Below are 17861 nucleotides of genomic sequence, written 5' to 3'. Positions count from 1 at the left end.
GGGGATGACGGGCAGCGCGTTGGCGGTGGCGACGCACTTCTTTCGGACTTGCGTCAGCCGTGGATGAAAGGCGTTCCTGCTGTTCCCGTCGAGGTTCAGGGGAACATCCAGCGTGCTGATGACTCCTCCTCCAGTTTCCACGGGTTCGGATGCTCGACATAAGTCACGAACGCGTGCTCCGCCATCCACTCAGACAGGGTTCGCTCGCCTTCTACGAACGTCCGGCGGCTGCCGGAGCCAACCCGACGAAGCTGGATCCCTAGCTCCTCGGTCAGGAGGCATCCGAGGGTCTTGCGCAGGGTCGAGCCTTCGGCATTGCCGGTGTAATGCGTCTTGATGCGCTCCCGGAGGTGGCTCTTGCTGGGCGGCCGTCCGTTCATGGGTGGCCGCTTGGGGCTGATGCCTGTGTAGAGCAGGGTGAGGCCAAGCCAGGTGTTACATCTGCTGGCCTCGATCGGTGCGGGCAAACGATCGAACCACCATCCATAGACGCCCGGCGCCGCCGGAATGGGCGACGGCCTGAGCAGCACGTCCTCGCGTCGCCATGTTCGCTGGGGGGCTAGAAAGCGCGTCGCGTCAGTCTCAGCGGTGCTCACAACGCGGACAGTAGGTCACCCCGTCACTGGGTGAGTCGCCGCGTGTACCGATCATGGACGTCACCGATGTGAACCGCCCCGGGATTGATGGAGGCTTCCAACCCCCGAAGGATGGAAGTCATGGCGGCACCGAGGAAGTACCCCGACGAGCTGCGTGAGCGGGCGATCCGCTTCGCGGTCGAGCTGGTGCAGGGGCCGGAGAAGCTGAGCGTCAACGCCGCGTGCAAGCGGGTCGGTGAGCAGCTGGGGATCGTGCCGGACTCGCTGCGGAACTGGGTGCAGCAGGCGCGCATCGATGCCGGCGCTGCGCCGGGCCTGACCACCGATGAGCGGGCGCGGCTGGCCGAGCTGGAGCGGGAGAACCGCGAGTTGCGCCGGGCGAACGCGATCCTCAAGAGCGCGTCGGCTTTCTTCGCGGCCGAGCTCGACCGGCCATCCCAGCGCTAATCGACTACATCGACCAGCATCGCCAGGAGTTCGGAGTCGAGCCGATCTGCTGCGCGCTCACCGAGGCGGGCGCCAAGATCGCTCCGAGCACCTACTACGCCGCACGGACCCGAGCTCCCTCGGCGCGGGCGGTCGGCGACGAGCAGCTCAAGGCCGAGATCGATCGAGTGCATGCGGCCAACCTCGGCGTCTACGGCGCCCGCAAGATCTGGCGGGCCCTGAACCGGGAGGGCGTCCCGGTCGCCCGCTGCCGGGTAGAGCGGCTCATGCGCGAGCTGGGCCTGGCCGGCGTGGTCCGCGGCAAGGTCAAGCGCACGACCGTGCCGGCCGACGTGGCCGCCCGCCCCGGTGACCTGGTCGACCGGATCTTCAGCGCGCCGGCGCCGAACCGGCTGTGGGTGGCCGACCTGACCTACGTCGCCACCTGGTCGGGGTTCGTCTACGTCGCCTTCGTCATGGACGTGTTCTCCCGCCGGATCGTCGGCTGGCGGGCGTCGACCAGCCTGCGCACCGATCTGGCCCTCGATGCTCTCGAGCAGGGCCTGTGGACCCGAGCCCGCGACGCCCGCGACGTCAGCGGCCTGGTCCACCACTCCGACCGCGGCGTCCAGTACCTCGCCATCCGCTACACCGAACGCCTCGACGCCGCCGGCGCCCTCCGGTCGGTGGGCAGCAAGGGCGACTCCTACGACGCCGCCGCCGAATCCCTCATCGGCCTCTACAAGACCGAACTCATCCGCCGCCGCGGCCCGTGGCAGGGCCTCGACGACGTCGAGCTGGCCACCCTGGAGTACGTCGACTGGTTCAACCACCGCCGCCTCCACGGCGCCTGCGGCGACATCCCACCGGTCGAGTACGAGGACAACCACTACCGTTCGATCGTCGGCCTCACCGAGGACTCCCCGGCAGAACCGAGCCTCCACTGAACCCGGGGCGGTTCAATGTGGCCGTAAAGAACGACGCCCGACGTAACGCCGCGGCCGGTGCTCTGGGCGTGCATGGCTGAAGCATCAATGGATCCGGGGCTTGCCCTGCCCAGCACACTGATGGGCATGAAGGCGTACGTCGGGGTCACCGACGGCGAGTGGTATCGCCAGCTCGCGGAGCAGCCACCTGGTGGGGAGGTCAACTTCTGGCGGCCAGCGAGCGGCAGGCCGTTTAAGGTTCTCAGTCACGGGGAGCCTTTCTTCTTCAAGTCCCACCACCCGGAGAACCGGGTCGTCGGTGGCGGCTTCTTCAGCGGCTTCGCTGCGCTGCCTATCTCTGAGGCCTGGGACATGTTCGGCCGAGGCGACGGTGCCCGCACGTTGGAGGAGATGCGCGTCAGGGTCGGTAGGTACCGGAGGCAGCCCCTGTCCCAACAGGAGGACCCGGTCATCGGCTGTCTGCTGATCCGCGACACCCGGTTCTTCACCGGCGACGAGGCAGCCGAGCCGCCTCCGGAGTTCGCGCCCAGCGTCGTGCAGGGGAAGAGCTACGACCTCGCGGAGCGCCGCTGGCTGGAGTACTTCAGTGACCTGTTGCACCGAGTCCTCGACAACAACGTGGTCATCGACCTGGCGCGGCCGTGGCAACTAGGCGGACCCGTCTACGGCGATCCGCGCCTCACCCCGCAACGGCTCGGACAGCAAGCTTTCCAGGCCGTGGTGCTGGGTGCTTACAGCCGGCGCTGCGCCATCACCGGTGACAAGATCCGCCCTGTGCTGCAGGCGGCGCACATCAAGCCGCTACCGAACGGCGGTGAGCACCGCCTCGACAACGGATTGCTGCTGCGCTCAGACGTACACACCCTGTACGACCGGGGATACCTCGGCGTCGACCCCAAACACCGACTGCTCGTCAGTCCGCGGCTGCGGGAGGAGTTCGGAAACGGCGAGCAGTTCTACACGCGAGTCGGGCAACCCATCGCAGTCCCCGAGCACCGGACGGACCGGCCAAACCGCGAGTTCCTCGAATGGCACCTGGACACGGTCTTCAAGGCCAGCTGAGAGCTGACGGTGGCACACCCGACGCCTTAACGACGGACCATGCCCGCCCTGGGCTGCTGAGATCGGCTAATGAGCCGTCCTCATGACCGGAGGAACGTGGTTGCAATTGTGGTTGCAGTTGGCCCAGTTCGATCTTGGTTCGCGCTTGTTCGCCGTCGTCCGGCGAAGCGATGAACCCGCTGCTTACAAGGCCTTTTCGGACTTCGGCGGACCTTGGCGAACGCGATCATGACGGCCTGGCAGTGTGGGGGTCAGGGGTTCGAGTCCCCTCAGCTCCACCCCGATGACCAGGCCGTTCCCCTTCGGGGGAGCGGCCTGAGTCGTCTCTGGTTGCAGTTCGCCCATCGCGTCCAACTGGAGGCGGACGACATCGTCCGCCGATGCAGCGTCCAGCCGGATGTATCCGTCGTTGACGTTGCGGGAGAGCCCCTTCGGATCGACCTCCCTGATCCGGACGAAGAGGTCGGCGTGCGGGGTTTCGCTGTGGTGCGCCACCTCGACGACCGGGACGCCGACGACCTCGAGAGCCTCGGCCGGCGGGGGACCGGTGAAGCGGAGGACGTCCATCAGCCGGCAGCTCGCCCGCTGACGCCTTCGACCCGGGGAGTCAGACATGCAGCTCGACGGCGTTGCCGCCCTGGTCACCGGTGCGGTCTCGGGCCTCGGCGCCGCGATGGCGGCCGACCTGGCCGGCCGCGGTGCCACCGTGTGCGACCTGGACCTCGACAAAGCCGTCGCCGGCGCGTCGGCGACACCCGACCTGGCGCAGTACGGCATCCGGGTCATGACCATTGCTCCCGGCATCGTCGAGACGCCGATGATGGCGGGATTGTCCGCCGAGGTCCGGGCCGGACTCGCGGCGACCGTCCCGTTCCCGCGCCGGCTCGCACAGCCGGCCGAGTTCGCCCGGCTGGTGGCGATGCTCGCCGACCTCGACGATCTCAACGGCGAGGTCATCGGCATGGACGGCGCTTCGCGGATGACGGCGCGATGACTTCCCGATCGGGGGCCCACCGGGCCACGAACCCGATCTCGACCACCAGCGGAGGTTCTTGAGGTGTCGAACGAAGAACGTGTCTTGGAGCTGCTGGCCGTCTACGACTCACCGGATGCCGACGCGGCCGAGCTGTTGTGTGACCGGCACCCGGCCGATGACGTGGCGTTCACGGTGGTCGAGGCGGACCTGTCCGCGCACGACCTGACCTACGGCCACCTGCGCCGGGAGTCGGCGCGGTTCGCCGCGGCCCTGGCCGATCTCGGCGTCGGGCCGGGTGACGCGGTGGCCGTGCTGATGGGGAAGTCGGCCGAGCTGGCGGTTGCGCTGCTGGGCATCTGGCGGCGCGGTGCGGTGCACGTGCCGCTGTTCACCGCCTTCGCCACCCCGGCCATCGCGCTGCGCCTGGCGGCGAGCCAGGCCAAGGTCGTGATCACCGACGCCGACCAACGGGCCAAGGTGCAGCCGGGACCGGACATGCCCGCCGACGCGCCGTGGCGCGTGGTCGTCGTGGGCGGCGCTCCGGAGGAGGGGCAGCTGTCCTTCCACGAGCTCGTCAGCGACCACGGCCCCGACGAGCCGGCCGGCGCCTCGGTGGCCGTCGGCGGCGACGGCCCGCTGGTGCTGCTGTTCACCTCGGGGACCACGGGCACGCCCAAAGGAGTGCCGGTGCCCGTCAAGGCGCTCGCCTCGTTCCAGGCCTACCTGGAGTTCGGCCTGGACGTCTCGTCCGAGGACGTGTTCTGGAACGCCGCGGACCCCGGTTGGGCCTACGGCCTCTACTACGCGATCCTCGGACCGCTGGCGGCCGGCCGCCGCAGCCTGCTGCTCCACGCGGGCTTCTCGGCGCCCCTGACGTGGCAGGTCGTCGAGCGGTTCGCGGTCACCAACTTCGCCGCCGCGCCGACGGTCTACCGCTCGCTCCGCGCGGATCCGACCCCGGTGCCTCAGGGGACCCGGCTGCGCCGCGCCTCCTCGGCCGGCGAACCGCTGACGCCAGAGGTCATCGACTGGGCCGAGGAACACCTGGGCGTCCCCGTCCGGGACCACTACGGCCAGACCGAGCACGGCATGATGATCGTCAACGGCTGGTCCGACGCCGTGAGGGAGACCGTCCGCCCGGGCTCGATGGGCAAGCCGCTGCCCGGCTGGTCCGCCACGGTCCTCGACGACACCGCGGCGACGCCGGTCCCGCCCGGGCAGGTGGGGCGGGTGGCGATCAAGGTCGCCGACAGCCCGCTCATGTGGTTCACCGGGTACGCCGGAGCACCGGAGAAGACCGCGGAGCGCTTCACCGACGACCGGGCCTGGTACCTCACCGGTGACGCCGGTAGCGCCGACGAGGACGGCCACTTCTACTTCTCCGCCCGCGACGACGACGTGATCATCATGGCCGGCTACCGGATCGGGCCGTTCGACGTGGAGAGCGTGCTGATCACCCACCCGCGGGTCATGGAGACGGCGGTCATCGGGGTACCCGACCCGCTGCGCGGCGAGGTGCTCGAGGCCTTCGTCGTCCTCCGCGCCGGGGACAGCGGGGACCGGGCGCTCGCCACCGAATTGCAGCAGCTGGTCAAGGACCAGTTCGCCGCCCACGCCTATCCCCGGACGGTGCACTTCGTCGACGAGCTGCCCAAGACCTCCAGCGGCAAGATCCAGCGCTTCGTCCTGCGCCAGCAGCGACGCGCCGAGGTCGGGCCCACGTGAGGGCCGCCGCCAGGTCCTGCAACTACACCTGCCAGCCCCTCGGTCGCCCGTCTGCCGGGGGCGTGGCAGGTCCACAGCACCTTGGGCCCGCGCGGCTCAGCCCAGGGCGTCGGCGACGACGTCGGCCAGCACCTCCGCCCCCTCGAGGGAGGGGTGGGTGCCGTCGTCGCTCATCCCCTCGGCGAAGGTGCCGTCCGGATCGGCCAGCGGGGTCCAGAAGTCGAGCAGTTCGACGCCGCGCTCGTCGGCCCAGACCCGCAGCCGTTCGTTGAGTGCCACGGTCTCGTCGGGGAACTCCGCGCTCGGAGGGAGGGTGGCGAAGACGGGCGTCGCCCCGCCGGCCTCGACCTCCTCGGCGATGCGGGTAAGGGTGTCGATCGTCCCGTCGGTGCGCCCCTGCCGGACGTCGTTGGTGCCGGCGAGCACCAGCACCGTGTCCGGCCGCGGGGCGAGCGCCTCGGGCACCCGGGCGAGGATCTCGTCGCTCCGCTCCCCGCCGACCCCGGCGTTGCCGCCGTACGTGACCGGGGAGTCCCCGCGGCAGCCGAGGACGTCGAAGTACGAGTCGTCGACCCCGATGTCCAGCGCCGCGACGTGGCTCCCCGCGGTGATGGAGTCGCCGAGGGCCACGGTGCCGCCCGGTTCGTCGGACGGGGACAGGAAGCACTCGAAGTGCGCGACGGCCTCGGCCAGCCGACGGGTGGGGCTGTCGCGCACGAGCACGGAGGCCGCCAGCGCCACGACCACGACGGCCACGACGGCCAGCACGACGCGCCCCCGGCCCATGTCCCGACCGTAGCGGCCGGGCCGCGGGCGCCGCCGCCGCGCCGATGCCTGTGTGACGCGCGTAACTGCCGGCGGTGTCGCACGTTGATCCGCGCACACCGCCCCCACCCGATCTGGAGGAGACGTGCGCCGTCTCGCTACCTGCGTCCTCGCCGCCCTCGCGGTCCTCACCGGCGTCGTGGTCGCGCCCTCGGCCCAGGCCGCGCCGGCCCCGCTGCGCTACGTCGCCCTCGGTGACTCCTACAGCGCGGCCTCCGGTGTCCTGCCGCCGGACCTGACCGCACCGCCGCAGTGCCTGCGCTCGGTCCGCAACTACCCGAACGTGATCGCCCGCGCGATCGGTGCCGAGCTCACCGACGTGACCTGCGGCGGCGCCGACACCGGCGACTTCTTCACCGGGCAGCACCCGGGGGTGGCCCCGCAGCTCGAGGCGCTCGGCCGGGACACGCAGTTGGTGACCATGACCATCGGTGGCAACGACAGCGGCGTCTTCATCAACTCGGTGATCGCCTGCAGCACCGCCGGCCTCGCCACGCTCGGCCAGGGCAGCCCGTGCAAGGACCGGTACGGCAGCTCGTTCACCGACACCGTGCGCGGCACCACGTTCCCGGCGCTGGTGGAGGCTCTGCGGGCCGTGCGGAAGGCGGCGCCGGACGCGCGCATCGCCATCCTCGGCTACCCCTGGATCGTGCCGGCCAGCGGCGGCTGCTTCGACCGCATGCCCATCGCCACCGGCGACATCCCCTACCTGCGCGAGCTCCAGGCGACCCTCAACGAGGTCGTGCGGCGGGCGGCGTCCCTGTCCGGCGTCACCTTCGTCGACCTGAGCCGCGTCTCGGACGGCCACGACGCCTGCCAGCCGATCGGCGTCCGCTGGGTCGAGCCGGTCCTGCAGGGGCTCAACCCGGTGATCGTGCACCCCAACGCGCTGGGCGAGGCGGGGATGGCCGCGCGCACGATGGCGGTGCTGCGGCTCGACCGCCGCTGAGCCGAGCGCGTCAGCGCGGGACGGCGCCCAGCTCCGGTCCGGGCGCCCGGCCGCTGCCGTGCCGGCGGGCGAGCCGGGCGGCCGTCGGCGTGGCGGCGTACCCGTTGGTGAGCCGCGAGCGGGCGACCAGCGCACCGGCGCGGTGGGCGGCGATCGAGCGCAGGACGTCCTCGAACCCGGTCTCGACGACGTAGTGCGTGCCGTCGACGAGGTGGACGACCGTGTCGCCGTGGTGCTCGATCCGTTCGATGTGGTCGGGGTCGACGGAGAAGTGCTCACCGTTGCGGCAGGTCACAGCGATCACGAGGCGGTCCTTTCGCACTCGTCGGCCCGGGGACCGGTGGGCCGGTCCGGAAGGCGGTCCGGCACCGGGGCCATCGGCATCCCGGGACCGGTGCTGGAGGCCGCCGCACGGGGATGCGCCCGTTCGGGTGAACGGCCGCGCTCAGAAACCGAACAGCAGGCCCAGGCCGCCCAGGGTGAACAGGACCATCACCACCACCAGCGGGAGCTGGTCGGAGGCCCGCGCGCGACGGGCCGACAGCAGGGCCCGCTCGTGCGCCAGGGTGACGCCGACGACGTGGCCGGCGATGATCGCCCCCACCTGCACCAGCGCGATGGCGTCGGAGCCGACCGCGGTGAGGTCGACCCGGTTGCCGTAGGTGCCGAACAGGTCCACCCCGTCGGCACCGAACGGGTTGCTCACCAGGATCCAGGTCTTCTGCCCGTCGAGCAGCAGCAGGCTGAAGTAGTGCGCCACCGTGTAGCCCAGCGCGATGGGGATGACCGTGGCCGCGTAGCGGCCCGGCTGCACGCCCGGGTCCTGGCCCGCCAGCCGCCCGGACAGCCGGGTGCCCAGCGCGTACAGGCCGGCGACCACGCCGATCGACGCCAGCAAGCCCACCGTGCCCGAGAGGGTGTCGTCCGCCGCCCCGGGGCCGGTCTGCCACCACACCGTGCGCGAGAGCCCGTCGAAGGCGGTCGAGCCCAGCAGCACTACCACCAGCGCGGACAGCCCGGGTTCGGACGGGGTGGCGAGCGCGCCGGCCAGCGGGTTGCGCAGCACCAGTCGGCCGTCGTCCCGCCGTCCCCACGGGGAGAGCCGGGCGATCAGCGTGGACCAGGCCTCGAACCCGTCGCCGCGGGCGAACCAGCCCTCGCCGAACCACAGCGACAGCGCCACGTGCACGACGGCGTGCAGCAGCAGGAAGACCGCCACCGTGCGCGGCTCCGCCCGGCCGGGGAAGACCAGCTCCAGCCAGACGAACACCAGCAGGGATCCCGCCGCCGGCCACAGCCCCAGCGCGGGCAGCCGTGCCGCACCGGGTGCGGTCGGCGCTCCCGGGCGCAGGAGCCGGTGCAGCAGCCGCAGCGGGTTCGCCACCTGCCAGACCGGGCCGAGCAGCAGGCTCGCCGGCACCAGCCCCACCCAGAAGGTCACGTAGAGCACCCACGGGGCGAGGTTGCGTGAGGTCTCCTCCGGCCCCAGCAGCGCGACGGCGACGACGAAGGCCGCGATGCCCAGCGCGAGGGCCTGGAGCCCCCGCCGCAGCGGCGCGCCGTCGAGCACCCGCTGCAGACCGGTGGGCAGCGGTCGGCCGGATCCGGGGCCGCCCAGCCGCGGGGTGCGCCAGAACAGCAGCAGGACGGCGAAGCTCACCAGGATCGCCGCCCCCGCGCCGTAGAGCGCGAAGCCGATCGGGATGGGCAGGTCCGTGCGCGAGCCGACCCCGTGCGCGAGGGTGCTCACCCGACCTGCAGCGTCAGCAGCACCGTCCCGGCGTCGTGCAGCTCCAGCTCGAAGACGCCGGGGATCGTGGCGTCGAAGGCGAGCTCCGCCGGCTGCCCGGGGACGAGCTCGGCGAGGCGGTCGTACCCGTGCAGGTGCACCTCGTCGGCGACGTCGGAGGTGACGACGACGGTGACCGGCTCACCCAGGGGTACCGGCACCCGGCCCGTGTCCCCGATGACCCGGCCGCCCGCGACTGCCACCTCGATGCGCTGACCGGCGGCCTCCGGCGGCGCCGGTGCCGGGGTGGTCCCCGTGGGCGCGCCCGTGGCGGGGGCGTCCGAGGCCGACGCCGCCGTCCCCTCGGCGGCGGGGGCCGCCGTGCCGGCGCAGCCGGCGACCGGCAGCGCCAGGAGCAGCAGGGCCGCGGCCGCCCGGCGAGGGCTCACCGGGGCACCGCCGCGGAGGTCGTCGTGTCCTCCACGGGGCTGTCGGCGGGGGCGTCCGCGAACAGCTCGCGGACGGTGGCGCGGCGGGCATAGCGGCCCACGCCCCAGGCCATGGCGGCGATGAGCGCGAGCGTGCAGGCCAGCACCACCAGGTTGGACACCAGCCACAGGCCGCCACCGCTGTCCTTGAGCTCGCGCTGCAGGATGTCGATCTCGGGGATCGCGCTGCGGGTCATGCCGTCCTCGGCCGGGATCTCGTCGGCGGGGATCGCCTCGTCCTGCGGCAGGTAGATGGGGAACGCGGTGAGCACACGCCCGTCGTGCACCCGCAGCAGCGTCTTCCACGTGCCGTGCAGCGGCACCGGCTCGGTCGTGCGGTACTCGCCCTCGCCCACCCGCTCCAGCGGGGTCACGACCAGGCCCTGGCCCTGCCACGCGGTGATCTGCACCCACGCGGGGTCGTCCGGGAAGTCGGCCGGGTCCAGCCGCACCCCGATGTCGGCCGTGCGGGGATCGGTGGTGACGTCCTCGATGGTGAAGGTCGCCTCGACGTCGTCGGGCACGGTGGCGACCAGGCCGTTGGCGACGGCGGCCGCGAGCACCGCGAGGCAGGCCAGCAGGGTGCCGCGGGCGACGGCCGGGCGTGGCAGCCGGCGGCGCAGGCCGGTCGCGAGCAGGGCACCCAGCAGCGCCCCGGCGACACCGCCGGCCAGCGCCATGAGCGTGCCCTCGACCAGGATGTCGCTGCCCCAGGTGAGCTCCTGGACGACGTGGGTCCAGCCCGCCTCGGTGCCGTGACCGACGGTGCCGATCGCGATGCCGGCCACGGCGCCGAACAGCAGCGGCCGGCGGGCCGGTGGCAGGGCGAGCGCCAGGAGCTCGACCAGGACCGCCGAGCCGAGGTAGAGCGGGAACGTCGGCACGATCTCGCCGAGGCCGGGCCCGACGACCAGTGCGATGAGGCCGCGGACGACGAGGAAGAACGCCGTCGCGGCGAGCGCGCCGCCCCGGCCGATGAACATCCGGGCCGCGACCAGCGCGATGCCGGCGGCGGCGGCGATCATGAACGGCTCCAGCACCAGCCGGAACTGCGGCACGTCGAAGTCGTACTCGCCCTGGAACACCGACATGCCCAGCAGCAGCCCGCCCATGGCCGAGGCCCGCCGCAGGAACCGCGCCGTGCGGCCGGCCTTGCGGTCGCCGTCGTCGGTCGAGAGCCCGCCGTGCCCCTCCTGCTCGAGGACGAGCAGCCCGATGATCGACAGGCCTGCGCCGCCGATCAGCATCAGGTGCGTGGGGCCCCACAGGGTCACGTCCTGGCCGAACATGCGGTGCCACACGTCGTCGAGCGGGAAACCGAGCAGGGCGTAGAAGCCCGCAGCCGTGAGCAGGATGCCGCCGACCGGTACGTCCCAGCCGCGGACGAAGCGGACGGCGGCGGGGCCCGGTTCGCCGTCCAGCGGCATGGCGCAGGCGAGCACGCCGCCGGCGAAGACGCCGAAGAGGCCGAAGAGGATCAGGTAGTGCGCCGGGTTGGCCAGCGGCCCCTCGTCGCGGCCCACGCCGATGTGCAGGGCGATGTCCCACAGCATGCCGAGCAGGGCGGTGAGCAGGGAGAGGGTGGTGAGGACGGTCGGCAGGGCCACCCAGCCCGGCGCGCCGGTGGCGCCGCCCAGCCGGTCGCCCACCCGGGTGAGCAGGGTCGAGCGCCGGGTCCGGTGCAGGAGGACCAGTGCGAGCAGCGCGACCGTCAGGGCGCCGCCGATCCCCGTCGCGAGGAAGACCTCGCCCAGGGCGGCACCTCCGGCCGGTCGTGTCTCGGCGGCGAGCAGCACGGCATCCCTTCCAGGCATGTAGCTATGTAACACCAGTAACGGTTACATCGGCAACTGTTCCATAGGTCGAGTCGCATACCGTGTGGGGGACGAGCGGGAGGAGGACCCGGTGAGCGCAGCGCAACCCCGGCCGCCCGGCGACGACGCCGAGCACGAGCTGACCGTCGACGAGCTCGCCGCCCGCGTCGGGCTCACCGTCCGCAACGTGCGCGCATACGCCGCCCGGGGGCTCCTGCCGCCGCCGCGGATGGCCGGCCGCACCGGCTACTACGGCCGCGAGCACGTCGCCCGGCTGCTGCTCGTCCGGGAGATGCTCGCCGAGGGGTACTCGCTGGCGATGATCGAGCGGACCCTCGCCAGTGCGCCGCCGACGGCGAGCTCGGCCACCCTCGCGCTGCACCGGGCGTTGCTGGTGCCCTGGCTCCCGCCGGAGCCGGAGGAGGCCACCGGCCCGGAGCTCGCCGCACGGATGGGCGTGCCGGCCGGTCCGGAGCTGATCGACCAGCTGGTGGAGCTCGGCATCGTGGAACGGCTGGACGGGGAGCGGCTGCGGGTGCTCGACCCGGCGCTGCTCGTGGCCGGGCAGCAGGTCGTGGCCCTCGGCGTGCCGGTGACGGCGCTCATCGCGGCGCAGGCGCAGGTCAACGAGCACGTCCGGGCGATCAGCCGCACCTACGTGCAGATGTTCGTGGGCACCGTCTGGCGGGGTTTCGTGGAGGCGGGGGCACCGCCCGAGCAGCTGGACGCCATCCTGGCCACCGTCGCCCGGCTCCAGCCCGTGTCGGCGCAGGCGGTGCTGGCGGCGTTCCGCACGGAGATGGCCGCGGAGGTGGCGGACGCCGTCGAGGCGGCGCTGGGAGAGCTCGGAGGCTAGCGGTAGGGGGCGTCGCCGTCGGCGATCTCCTCCCGGGCCATGCCCCGGCGGTCGGCCTCGGCCGCCGCCTCCCGCGCGCTGATCCGGCGATCGCGGACGACGGCCCCGGCGACCAGCGCCACCAGGACGGCCGCGGGCACGAAGAAGCCGACGGTCCCGATGACGCTCAGGCCGTCCGTGGCGACGACGTCGTAACCAGGCACGAGCCCATGTGACACCGGCTGATGTCACGGTGTCAAACGGAGACCTGTCAGTCGGAGTCGCGGCCCTCGCGCCAGTACCCCATGAAGGCCACCGACCGGCGGTCGACCCCGGCCTCCTGGACCAGGTGCCGGCGCAGGCCCTTGACCACGCCGGCCTCGCCGGCGAGCCAGGCGTAGACGCCCGAGGACCCCGCGGCGGCGGTGCCCTCGGCGGGGACCTCCCAGAGGATGCCCGCGTCGACGTCCACGTCGGCCAGGTCGGGTGCGGGGGAGGGGGTGATCAGGTCGCCCAGCTCGCGCACCGCCGCCAGGACGGCCCCGGTGAGCAGCTGCCCCCGCGGTGCGGCGGGCGCCCCGTCGGCGGGCCGGCGGGGTAGCCAGGCGATCTCCACGCCAGCCGGGGCGGCGACGTTCAGGACGTCACCGGCCGTCGGCACCTCGAGCAGGACCTTGGCGCGGCGGCCCGCGGGCAGCCCCTCCACGATCGCGCAGATGGCCGGCACCGCGGTCTCGTCACCCGCGATGAGCAGGCAGGAGGCGTCGGCCGGCGGGCGCCACTCGAAGCCGCCGGTCTCCCCGGGGAACCGGGCGTTCGGCGCCACCAGGACCACCTCGTCGCCGGGCCCGGCCTGCTCGGCCCAGGCCGAAGCGGGGCCGGTCGCGCCGTGCAGGACGAAGTCGACGTCGACCTCGCGGTGCTCGGGGCGCAGCGCCCGGACGGTGTAGGTGCGGATCGGTATCCGGCGCTCTGCGGGCAGGAGCCGCCAGGCGCCGTACCAGTCGTCGCCCGCCGGGCAGTCGAGGATGCCGCGCCCGGGTAGCGGGAGCATGATCTTGATCCGCTGGTCGCGGCCGTTGGACGTCAGGTCGTCCATCTCCGGCCCGGTGAAGGTGACCCGCAGGAAGCTCGGGCTCAGCCGCTGCACCCGCGCGACCCGCACCGGGAAGGTGCGGTAGGCGGGGATCTGCGGGGCTTGGACCGTCACGGGGCCTCCTCGATCGAGCAGGTGCGGGCCGTTCTTCGACTTAGGGTAGCCTTCCCTGGCTTCCGGCAGTCTTCCACACCGATGCCGACCGATCCAGCCGCATGCCCCGGGCATGCGCACCCGTTCGAAGGAGAACGATGACGATGCGCCTCATGCGGGCGAGCACCCTCGCCGTGGCGGCCGCCCTGGCCCTGACCGCCTGCGGGGACGACGCCGCTCCCGAGAACGCGGCCGCCGTGGAGACCACCGCCGGCGACACCGACTTCCCGCGCACGGTCGAGCACGCCATGGGCACGACCGAGATCCCGGCGGAGCCCGAGCGCATCGTCGTCCTGGACACCGGCGAGCTCGACTCGGCCCTCTCCCTCGGCGTGACGCCGGTGGGCGCGGTCACCACGGCTGTGGACAGCGAGTTCCTCAGCTATCTCGCCGACGACGCCGAGGGCATCGAGGTGGTCGGCACCATCGCCGAGCCGAACCTCGAGGCGATCGCCGCGCTGCAGCCGGACCTGATCCTCTCCAACTCGGTCCGGCACGAGGACATCTACGACCAGCTGTCGCAGATCGCGCCGACCGTGTTCGCGGCCGACCTCGGCGACACCTGGAAGGAGAACTTCCTGCTCGACGCCGAGGCGCTCGGCAAGGAGGAGGAGGCCGAAGAGCTGCTCGCGGCGTACGAGGAGCAGGCCGACGCATTGGGCGAGGCGATCGGCGACCCCGGGGCGACGACGATCAGCCCCCTGCGCTTCGTGGGTGGCCCCATCCGCGCCTACCAGCCGCAGTCGTTCATCGGCACGGTGCTCGGCGACATCGGGCTGGACCTCGTCGAGCTGCCCGGGGGCGAGGGGGCCACGTTCGCCGAGCTCAGCGAGGAGCAGCTCACCCAGGCGAACGGTGACGTCGTCCTGTACTCGTCCTACGGATCGGCCGACGAGTCCGGCGAGGCGGAGATCGTCGCCGGCCCGCTGTGGCCGCGGCTGCCGGCGGTCGAGAACGGGCGGGCGTACCAGGTGAACGACGACGTCTTCTACACCGGCATCGGTCTCAAGGCCGCCACGCTGCAGCTCGAGCAGCTCGAGGAGCTCCTGGCCGGCTGACCCGGCGAACGCACCGAGGGCCCCCTCCCCGCGATCGGGAGGGGGTCCTCGTCAGGTCGGGCGGTGCGCCGTCAGGGCGTCTCGGTGGAGATCTGCGCGGCCAGGTACTGCGGCGAGCCGACCCGCTCGATGGCGGCGAGCTGCGCCTCGAACCAGTCGGCGTGCTTCTCCTCGTCGAGGACCATCTCCTCGAACACCGACGCCGTGCCGTGGTCGCCGAGGTCGTGGCACTCCTTGGCGGAGGCGTTGAACTGCGCGACGGCGGCCTTCTCGCTGTCGAGCGCGAGCACCAGCATCTCCTCGGCGGTCTCGCCCACCCGGATCGCCCCGAGACGCTGCAGGTTGGGGTGGCCGTCGAAGAGCAGGATGCGCTGGATGAGGGCGTCCGCATCGCGCATCTCGTCGATGGAGAGGTCGTAGAAGACCTTGCCGAGCTTGGGCAGGCCCCAGGCGTCGAGCATGCGGGCGTTCAGGAAGTACGTGTTGGTGACCGTCAGTTCGAAGGTCAGCGCGTCGTTGAGCAGTTCCACCACGCGGGGGCTAACGGGCTGCACCGGATACTCCCAGCTCTCGCTCGGCCGAACGCTCGGTCGCGCGCTCGGCCCGGACCGGGCAATGCTGACACACCAGATCGCGGAGCGAGTCGACGCAGTTGCCGCAGGTGCGCCCGGCACCGGTCGCGCGGGCGACGTCGGCGACGCAGCGGGCGCCGTTGGCGATGGCCTCGAGGATGTCGCGGTCGGTCACCACGTTGCAGTGGCACACGTACATGGTGCGGGTCGCCTATCGCGAGACGGCAAGGGCGGCGCTGCTCCGGCACCGAACCCCGGGGCAACGGGTGCAGGTTAGCCTTACCTGACCGGCTTCCGCCAGACCGCTGGTCAGCCGACCGAGGCACGTCCTAGGTTGCCCGCATGGCCGGCCTGGCATCCCGCGCCCGCACCCTGCTGCGGCTGCAGACCGATCCCCGCACCCTCGTCCTGGCCAACGTCTGGGACGTCACCTCGGCCCGGGTCGTGGCCGCCACGCAGGGGACCGGTGCCCTGGCGACCGCCAGCCACGCCGTCGCGGCGTCCCTCGGGTACGAGGACGGCGAGCGCATCCCGCTGGAGCTGCACCTCGACGTGGTGCGCCGCATCACCGCGACCGTGGACCTCCCCGTCTCGGTGGACATGGAGGCCGGCTACGGCGATCCGGGCGGGACGGCGGCGCGAGCGATCGCGGCCGGCGCCGTCGGCGGCAACCTCGAGGACGCGGTGCGCCCCCTGGACGAGGCGGTGGCCGCGGTGGGGGAGGTGCTCGCCGCCCTCACCGCCCTGCAGGACGCGACGGCGGCGCTGCTCGCGGGCGGAGTGCTGCCCCCGGGCACCCGGTTGCTGAGCTAGGGGCTCCCCGTGCGGGCGTCGGAGCGGCTGACCTGGGCGGCGGGCGTGGTGGCCCCGGCGCCGGGGGAGCGGGTGCTCGAGGTCGGCTGCGGCCACGGCGTGCTGGTCGACCTGCTCGCCGGGCGGCTGCCGGGCGGGCACGTCGTGGCGCTCGACCGGTCGCCGGCGATGGTGGCGGCGGCGATCGCCCGCAACCGCGCTGCGATCGAGGCCGGCCGGGTCACCGTGCACGGCGGGCCGCTGGTCGCCGCGGAGCTGCCGGAGCGCTGGTTCGACGTCGTCGTCTCCTTCGACGTGCGCGCCTTCTGGACCCCGCCGGGCGCCGAGTGGGACGTCGTCGACCGGGTGCTGGTCCCTGGCGGGCGCGTGGTCGTCGGCTTCTCCGAGATGGGTGCGGACACCGTCGAGCGGGTCCGGGCCGGGGTGCGCCGGTCGGCGGGGGAGCGGGGCTTCGCCGAGCACGCCGTGCACCGGGCGGCGACCGCTCCGCTGCCCGCGGCGGCGGTCGAGTTGCGGCGCGGGACCGGCGGGTAGGAGCCCGGGGGTCACCGACGAGAGGACACCCGCATGACCGACGACCTGGTACCCGGCGATCTCTACGCCTACGAGTCGTTGCTGGCCGACGACGAGCGCGCGGAGCTGGCCGGTATCCGCACCTTCCTGCAGGAGGAGGTCCGGCCGGGGGTCAACGAGCACTGGGAGGCGGCGACCTTCCCGATGGAGCTCGTCCCACGCTTCGCCGAGGCCGGCCTGGTCGGTCGCAGCTACGACACCGAGGGGTCGCCGCGGGCCTCGCGGCTGTTCACCGGCTTCATCGCGCTGGAGGTCGCACGCGTCGACCCGTCGATGGCGACCTTCCTCGGCGTGCACAACGGCCTGGCGATGGGCTCGATCGTCACTCTCGGGTCCGAGGAGCAGAAGGAGCGCTGGCTGCCGGGCATGCTGGCGCTGGAGAAGATCGGCTGCTTCGCGCTGACCGAGCCGCACGGCGGCTCCGACGTCGCGCTCGGTCTGGAGACGACCGCGCGGCAGGAGGGCGACGAGTGGGTGCTCGACGGCGCCAAGCGGTGGATCGGCAACGGCACCTTCGCCGACCTCGTCGTCGTCTTCGCCCGGGACGTCGCCGACGACTCGGTGAAGACCTTCGTGGTGGAGAAGGGCACCCCCGGGTTCAGCGCCACCAAGATGGAGGGCAAGTACGCCCTGCGCACCGTGCAGAACGCCGACATCACCTTCGAGGGCTGCCGGGTCCCGGCGGAGAACAAGCTCGAGGGCGGCAACACGTTCAAGGACGTCAACCGGGTGCTGAAGCTGACCCGCGGCGGTGTCGCGTGGAGCGCCGTCGGCTGCCAGATGGGCGCCTTCGAGGCGGCGCTGGCGTACGCGAAGGAGCGGGAGCAGTTCGGCCGGCCGATCGCCGGGTTCCAGCTGATCCAGGACCTGCTGGCGCGCATGGCCGGGAACGTCACCGCGAGCCTCGGCATGGCGGTGCGCGTGGCGCAGCTGCAGGAGGAGGGCGTCTTCCGGGACGACCACGCCGCGCTGGCGAAGAGCTACGTGACCAGCCAGGCGCGGCAGACGGTGGCGTGGGCCCGGGAGCTGCTCGGAGGCAACGGCATCCTGCTCGAGCGGGACGTCGTCCGGTTCTTCAACGACGCCGAGGCGCTCTACTCCTACGAGGGGACGCGGGAGATCAACCAGCTCATCGTCGGGCGGGCGCTCACCGGCGTGAGCGCGTTCACCTGAGCCGGCGAGTGCGCCCCGCCCCGCCCCGGGTCAGGGGGGCGGGCCGGGGCG

The 17861-nt window shown here is 72.6% G+C and carries 21 protein-coding genes and 1 other annotated feature; of the genes, 10 read left to right on the top strand and 11 right to left on the bottom strand.

Going from position 1 to position 17861, the window contains the following annotated elements; all coding sequences use genetic code 11:
* Positions 1–95: 95 nt before the first annotated feature.
* Positions 96–596: a GIY-YIG nuclease family protein gene (locus tag QOZ88_RS06690; protein ID WP_305999013.1), complete on the bottom strand. Its 501-nt coding sequence runs from the start codon at positions 594–596 to the stop codon at positions 96–98.
* A gap of 120 nt (positions 597–716) precedes the next feature.
* Here QOZ88_RS06690 and QOZ88_RS06685 point away from each other — a divergent pair.
* A protein-coding gene (locus QOZ88_RS06685) for an IS3 family transposase (RefSeq protein ID WP_305999012.1) occupies positions 717–1969 on the top strand; the annotation gives its coding sequence in 2 pieces (ribosomal slippage) (positions 717–1002 and positions 1002–1969; 1254 coding nt in all).
* Positions 1001–1129, top strand: a sequence feature (AL1L pseudoknot). Its footprint overlaps the gene before it by 129 nt.
* A gap of 126 nt (positions 1970–2095) precedes the next feature.
* The gene (locus QOZ88_RS06680) at positions 2096–3031 is read left to right on the top strand and encodes an HNH endonuclease (RefSeq protein ID WP_305999011.1); all 936 of its coding nucleotides are present in this window, start codon (positions 2096–2098) and stop codon (positions 3029–3031) included.
* Between the two features lie 183 nt (positions 3032–3214).
* Here the strand turns inward: QOZ88_RS06680 and QOZ88_RS06675 are convergent, their stop codons facing one another.
* On the bottom strand, positions 3215–3598 hold the full coding sequence (locus tag QOZ88_RS06675) for a CocE/NonD family hydrolase C-terminal non-catalytic domain-containing protein (protein WP_305999010.1): 384 nt from the start codon (positions 3596–3598) through the stop codon (positions 3215–3217).
* A 46-nt stretch (positions 3599–3644) separates the two neighbouring features.
* Between QOZ88_RS06675 and QOZ88_RS06670 the strand changes: the two genes are divergently transcribed.
* Together QOZ88_RS06670 and QOZ88_RS06665 are read left to right on the top strand one after the other, a co-directional pair.
* Positions 3645–4025 (top strand): SDR family oxidoreductase, encoded by a 381-nt coding sequence (locus tag QOZ88_RS06670; protein ID WP_305999009.1) that lies wholly within the window; start codon positions 3645–3647, stop codon positions 4023–4025.
* A gap of 63 nt (positions 4026–4088) precedes the next feature.
* Complete coding sequence (locus QOZ88_RS06665) at positions 4089–5732, top strand: AMP-binding protein (RefSeq protein ID WP_305999008.1); 1644 nt, start codon at positions 4089–4091, stop codon at positions 5730–5732.
* A 96-nt stretch (positions 5733–5828) separates the two neighbouring features.
* On the opposite strand, the gene QOZ88_RS06660 is transcribed toward QOZ88_RS06665, so the two are convergent.
* The gene (locus tag QOZ88_RS06660; protein WP_305999007.1) at positions 5829–6518 is read right to left on the bottom strand and encodes an SGNH/GDSL hydrolase family protein; all 690 of its coding nucleotides are present in this window, start codon (positions 6516–6518) and stop codon (positions 5829–5831) included.
* A 124-nt stretch (positions 6519–6642) separates the two neighbouring features.
* On the opposite strand from QOZ88_RS06660, the gene QOZ88_RS06655 reads away from it, so the two are divergent.
* On the top strand, positions 6643–7506 hold the full coding sequence (locus QOZ88_RS06655) for an SGNH/GDSL hydrolase family protein (RefSeq protein ID WP_305999006.1): 864 nt from the start codon (positions 6643–6645) through the stop codon (positions 7504–7506).
* Positions 7507–7516: 10 nt separating this feature from the next.
* On the opposite strand, the gene QOZ88_RS06650 is transcribed toward QOZ88_RS06655, so the two are convergent.
* The 4 genes from QOZ88_RS06650 to QOZ88_RS06635 all read right to left on the bottom strand — a co-directional run bounded on the left by QOZ88_RS06650 (position 7517) and on the right by QOZ88_RS06635 (position 11537).
* Positions 7517–7810: a flagellar FlbD family protein gene (locus QOZ88_RS06650; protein ID WP_305999005.1), complete on the bottom strand. Its 294-nt coding sequence runs from the start codon at positions 7808–7810 to the stop codon at positions 7517–7519.
* Positions 7811–7951: 141 nt separating this feature from the next.
* A complete protein-coding gene (locus QOZ88_RS06645) occupies positions 7952–9256 on the bottom strand; it encodes a hypothetical protein (RefSeq protein WP_305999004.1) in 1305 nt (434 codons plus the stop codon).
* A complete protein-coding gene (locus tag QOZ88_RS06640) occupies positions 9253–9684 on the bottom strand; it encodes a cupredoxin domain-containing protein (RefSeq protein WP_305999003.1) in 432 nt (143 codons plus the stop codon). The genes QOZ88_RS06645 and QOZ88_RS06640 overlap by 4 nt, the downstream gene beginning before the upstream one ends.
* Positions 9681–11537 (bottom strand): hypothetical protein, encoded by a 1857-nt coding sequence (locus tag QOZ88_RS06635; RefSeq protein WP_305999002.1) that lies wholly within the window; start codon positions 11535–11537, stop codon positions 9681–9683. Before QOZ88_RS06635 ends, QOZ88_RS06640 begins: the two co-directional genes overlap by 4 nt.
* A gap of 91 nt (positions 11538–11628) precedes the next feature.
* Between QOZ88_RS06635 and QOZ88_RS06630 the strand changes: the two genes are divergently transcribed.
* Positions 11629–12393, top strand: a complete 765-nt coding sequence (locus QOZ88_RS06630) for a MerR family transcriptional regulator (protein ID WP_305999001.1) — start codon at positions 11629–11631, stop codon at positions 12391–12393.
* On the opposite strand, the gene QOZ88_RS06625 is transcribed toward QOZ88_RS06630, so the two are convergent.
* Together QOZ88_RS06625 and QOZ88_RS06620 are read right to left on the bottom strand one after the other, a co-directional pair.
* A complete protein-coding gene (locus tag QOZ88_RS06625; RefSeq protein WP_305999000.1) occupies positions 12390–12596 on the bottom strand; it encodes a hypothetical protein in 207 nt (68 codons plus the stop codon). The two genes, QOZ88_RS06630 and QOZ88_RS06625, sit on opposite strands and share 4 nt — an antisense overlap.
* A gap of 47 nt (positions 12597–12643) precedes the next feature.
* Positions 12644–13582: a siderophore-interacting protein gene (locus QOZ88_RS06620; RefSeq protein WP_305998999.1), complete on the bottom strand. Its 939-nt coding sequence runs from the start codon at positions 13580–13582 to the stop codon at positions 12644–12646.
* 137 nt (positions 13583–13719) lie between these two features.
* Here QOZ88_RS06620 and QOZ88_RS06615 point away from each other — a divergent pair, with 137 nt between their 5' ends.
* Positions 13720–14679: an ABC transporter substrate-binding protein gene (locus tag QOZ88_RS06615; protein ID WP_305998998.1), complete on the top strand. Its 960-nt coding sequence runs from the start codon at positions 13720–13722 to the stop codon at positions 14677–14679.
* A 71-nt stretch (positions 14680–14750) separates the two neighbouring features.
* Here the strand turns inward: QOZ88_RS06615 and bfr are convergent, their stop codons facing one another.
* Positions 14751–15209 carry a bacterioferritin gene (bfr, locus tag QOZ88_RS06610; protein ID WP_305998997.1) on the bottom strand — a complete coding sequence of 153 codons (459 nt, stop codon included), beginning with the start codon at positions 15207–15209 and terminating at the stop codon, positions 14751–14753.
* Between the two features lie 10 nt (positions 15210–15219).
* Positions 15220–15450 (bottom strand): (2Fe-2S)-binding protein, encoded by a 231-nt coding sequence (locus QOZ88_RS06605; protein WP_091930055.1) that lies wholly within the window; start codon positions 15448–15450, stop codon positions 15220–15222.
* Between the two features lie 143 nt (positions 15451–15593).
* Here QOZ88_RS06605 and QOZ88_RS06600 point away from each other — a divergent pair, with 143 nt between their 5' ends.
* From QOZ88_RS06600 to QOZ88_RS06590, 3 genes are read left to right on the top strand one after another with little or no spacing between them, the layout of a single operon-like run.
* A complete protein-coding gene (locus QOZ88_RS06600; protein WP_305998996.1) occupies positions 15594–16064 on the top strand; it encodes an isocitrate lyase/phosphoenolpyruvate mutase family protein in 471 nt (156 codons plus the stop codon).
* A 9-nt stretch (positions 16065–16073) separates the two neighbouring features.
* The gene (locus tag QOZ88_RS06595) at positions 16074–16598 is read left to right on the top strand and encodes a class I SAM-dependent methyltransferase (RefSeq protein WP_305998995.1); all 525 of its coding nucleotides are present in this window, start codon (positions 16074–16076) and stop codon (positions 16596–16598) included.
* Between the two features lie 33 nt (positions 16599–16631).
* Positions 16632–17810: an acyl-CoA dehydrogenase family protein gene (locus QOZ88_RS06590; protein ID WP_305998994.1), complete on the top strand. Its 1179-nt coding sequence runs from the start codon at positions 16632–16634 to the stop codon at positions 17808–17810.
* Positions 17811–17861: the final 51 nt, after the last annotated feature.

Origin of the sequence: Blastococcus carthaginiensis, assembly GCF_030731085.1 — a bacterium.
GTDB lineage: Bacteria > Actinomycetota > Actinomycetes > Mycobacteriales > Geodermatophilaceae > Blastococcus > Blastococcus carthaginiensis.
The sequence above is the reverse complement of the archived record's forward strand: the minus strand, read 5'-3'. Positions and strand labels throughout refer to the sequence as shown.

Bases quoted from the DNA above. Each gene is read 5' to 3' on its own strand.
- QOZ88_RS06680 (WP_305999011.1), top strand. From the start codon at position 2,096: ATGAAGGCGTACGTCGGGGTCACCGACGGCGAGTGGTATCGCCAGCTC.
- QOZ88_RS06675 (WP_305999010.1), bottom strand. From the start codon at position 3,598: ATGGACGTCCTCCGCTTCACCGGTCCCCCGCCGGCCGAGGCTCTCGAG.
- QOZ88_RS06670 (WP_305999009.1), top strand. From the start codon at position 3,645: ATGCAGCTCGACGGCGTTGCCGCCCTGGTCACCGGTGCGGTCTCGGGC.
- QOZ88_RS06660 (WP_305999007.1), bottom strand. From the start codon at position 6,518: ATGGGCCGGGGGCGCGTCGTGCTGGCCGTCGTGGCCGTCGTGGTCGTG.
- QOZ88_RS06635 (WP_305999002.1), bottom strand. From the start codon at position 11,537: ATGCCTGGAAGGGATGCCGTGCTGCTCGCCGCCGAGACACGACCGGCC.
- QOZ88_RS06615 (WP_305998998.1), top strand. From the start codon at position 13,720: ATGACGATGCGCCTCATGCGGGCGAGCACCCTCGCCGTGGCGGCCGCC.
- QOZ88_RS06605 (WP_091930055.1), bottom strand. From the start codon at position 15,450: ATGTACGTGTGCCACTGCAACGTGGTGACCGACCGCGACATCCTCGAG.
- QOZ88_RS06600 (WP_305998996.1), top strand. From the start codon at position 15,594: ATGGCCGGCCTGGCATCCCGCGCCCGCACCCTGCTGCGGCTGCAGACC.
- QOZ88_RS06590 (WP_305998994.1), top strand. From the start codon at position 16,632: ATGACCGACGACCTGGTACCCGGCGATCTCTACGCCTACGAGTCGTTG.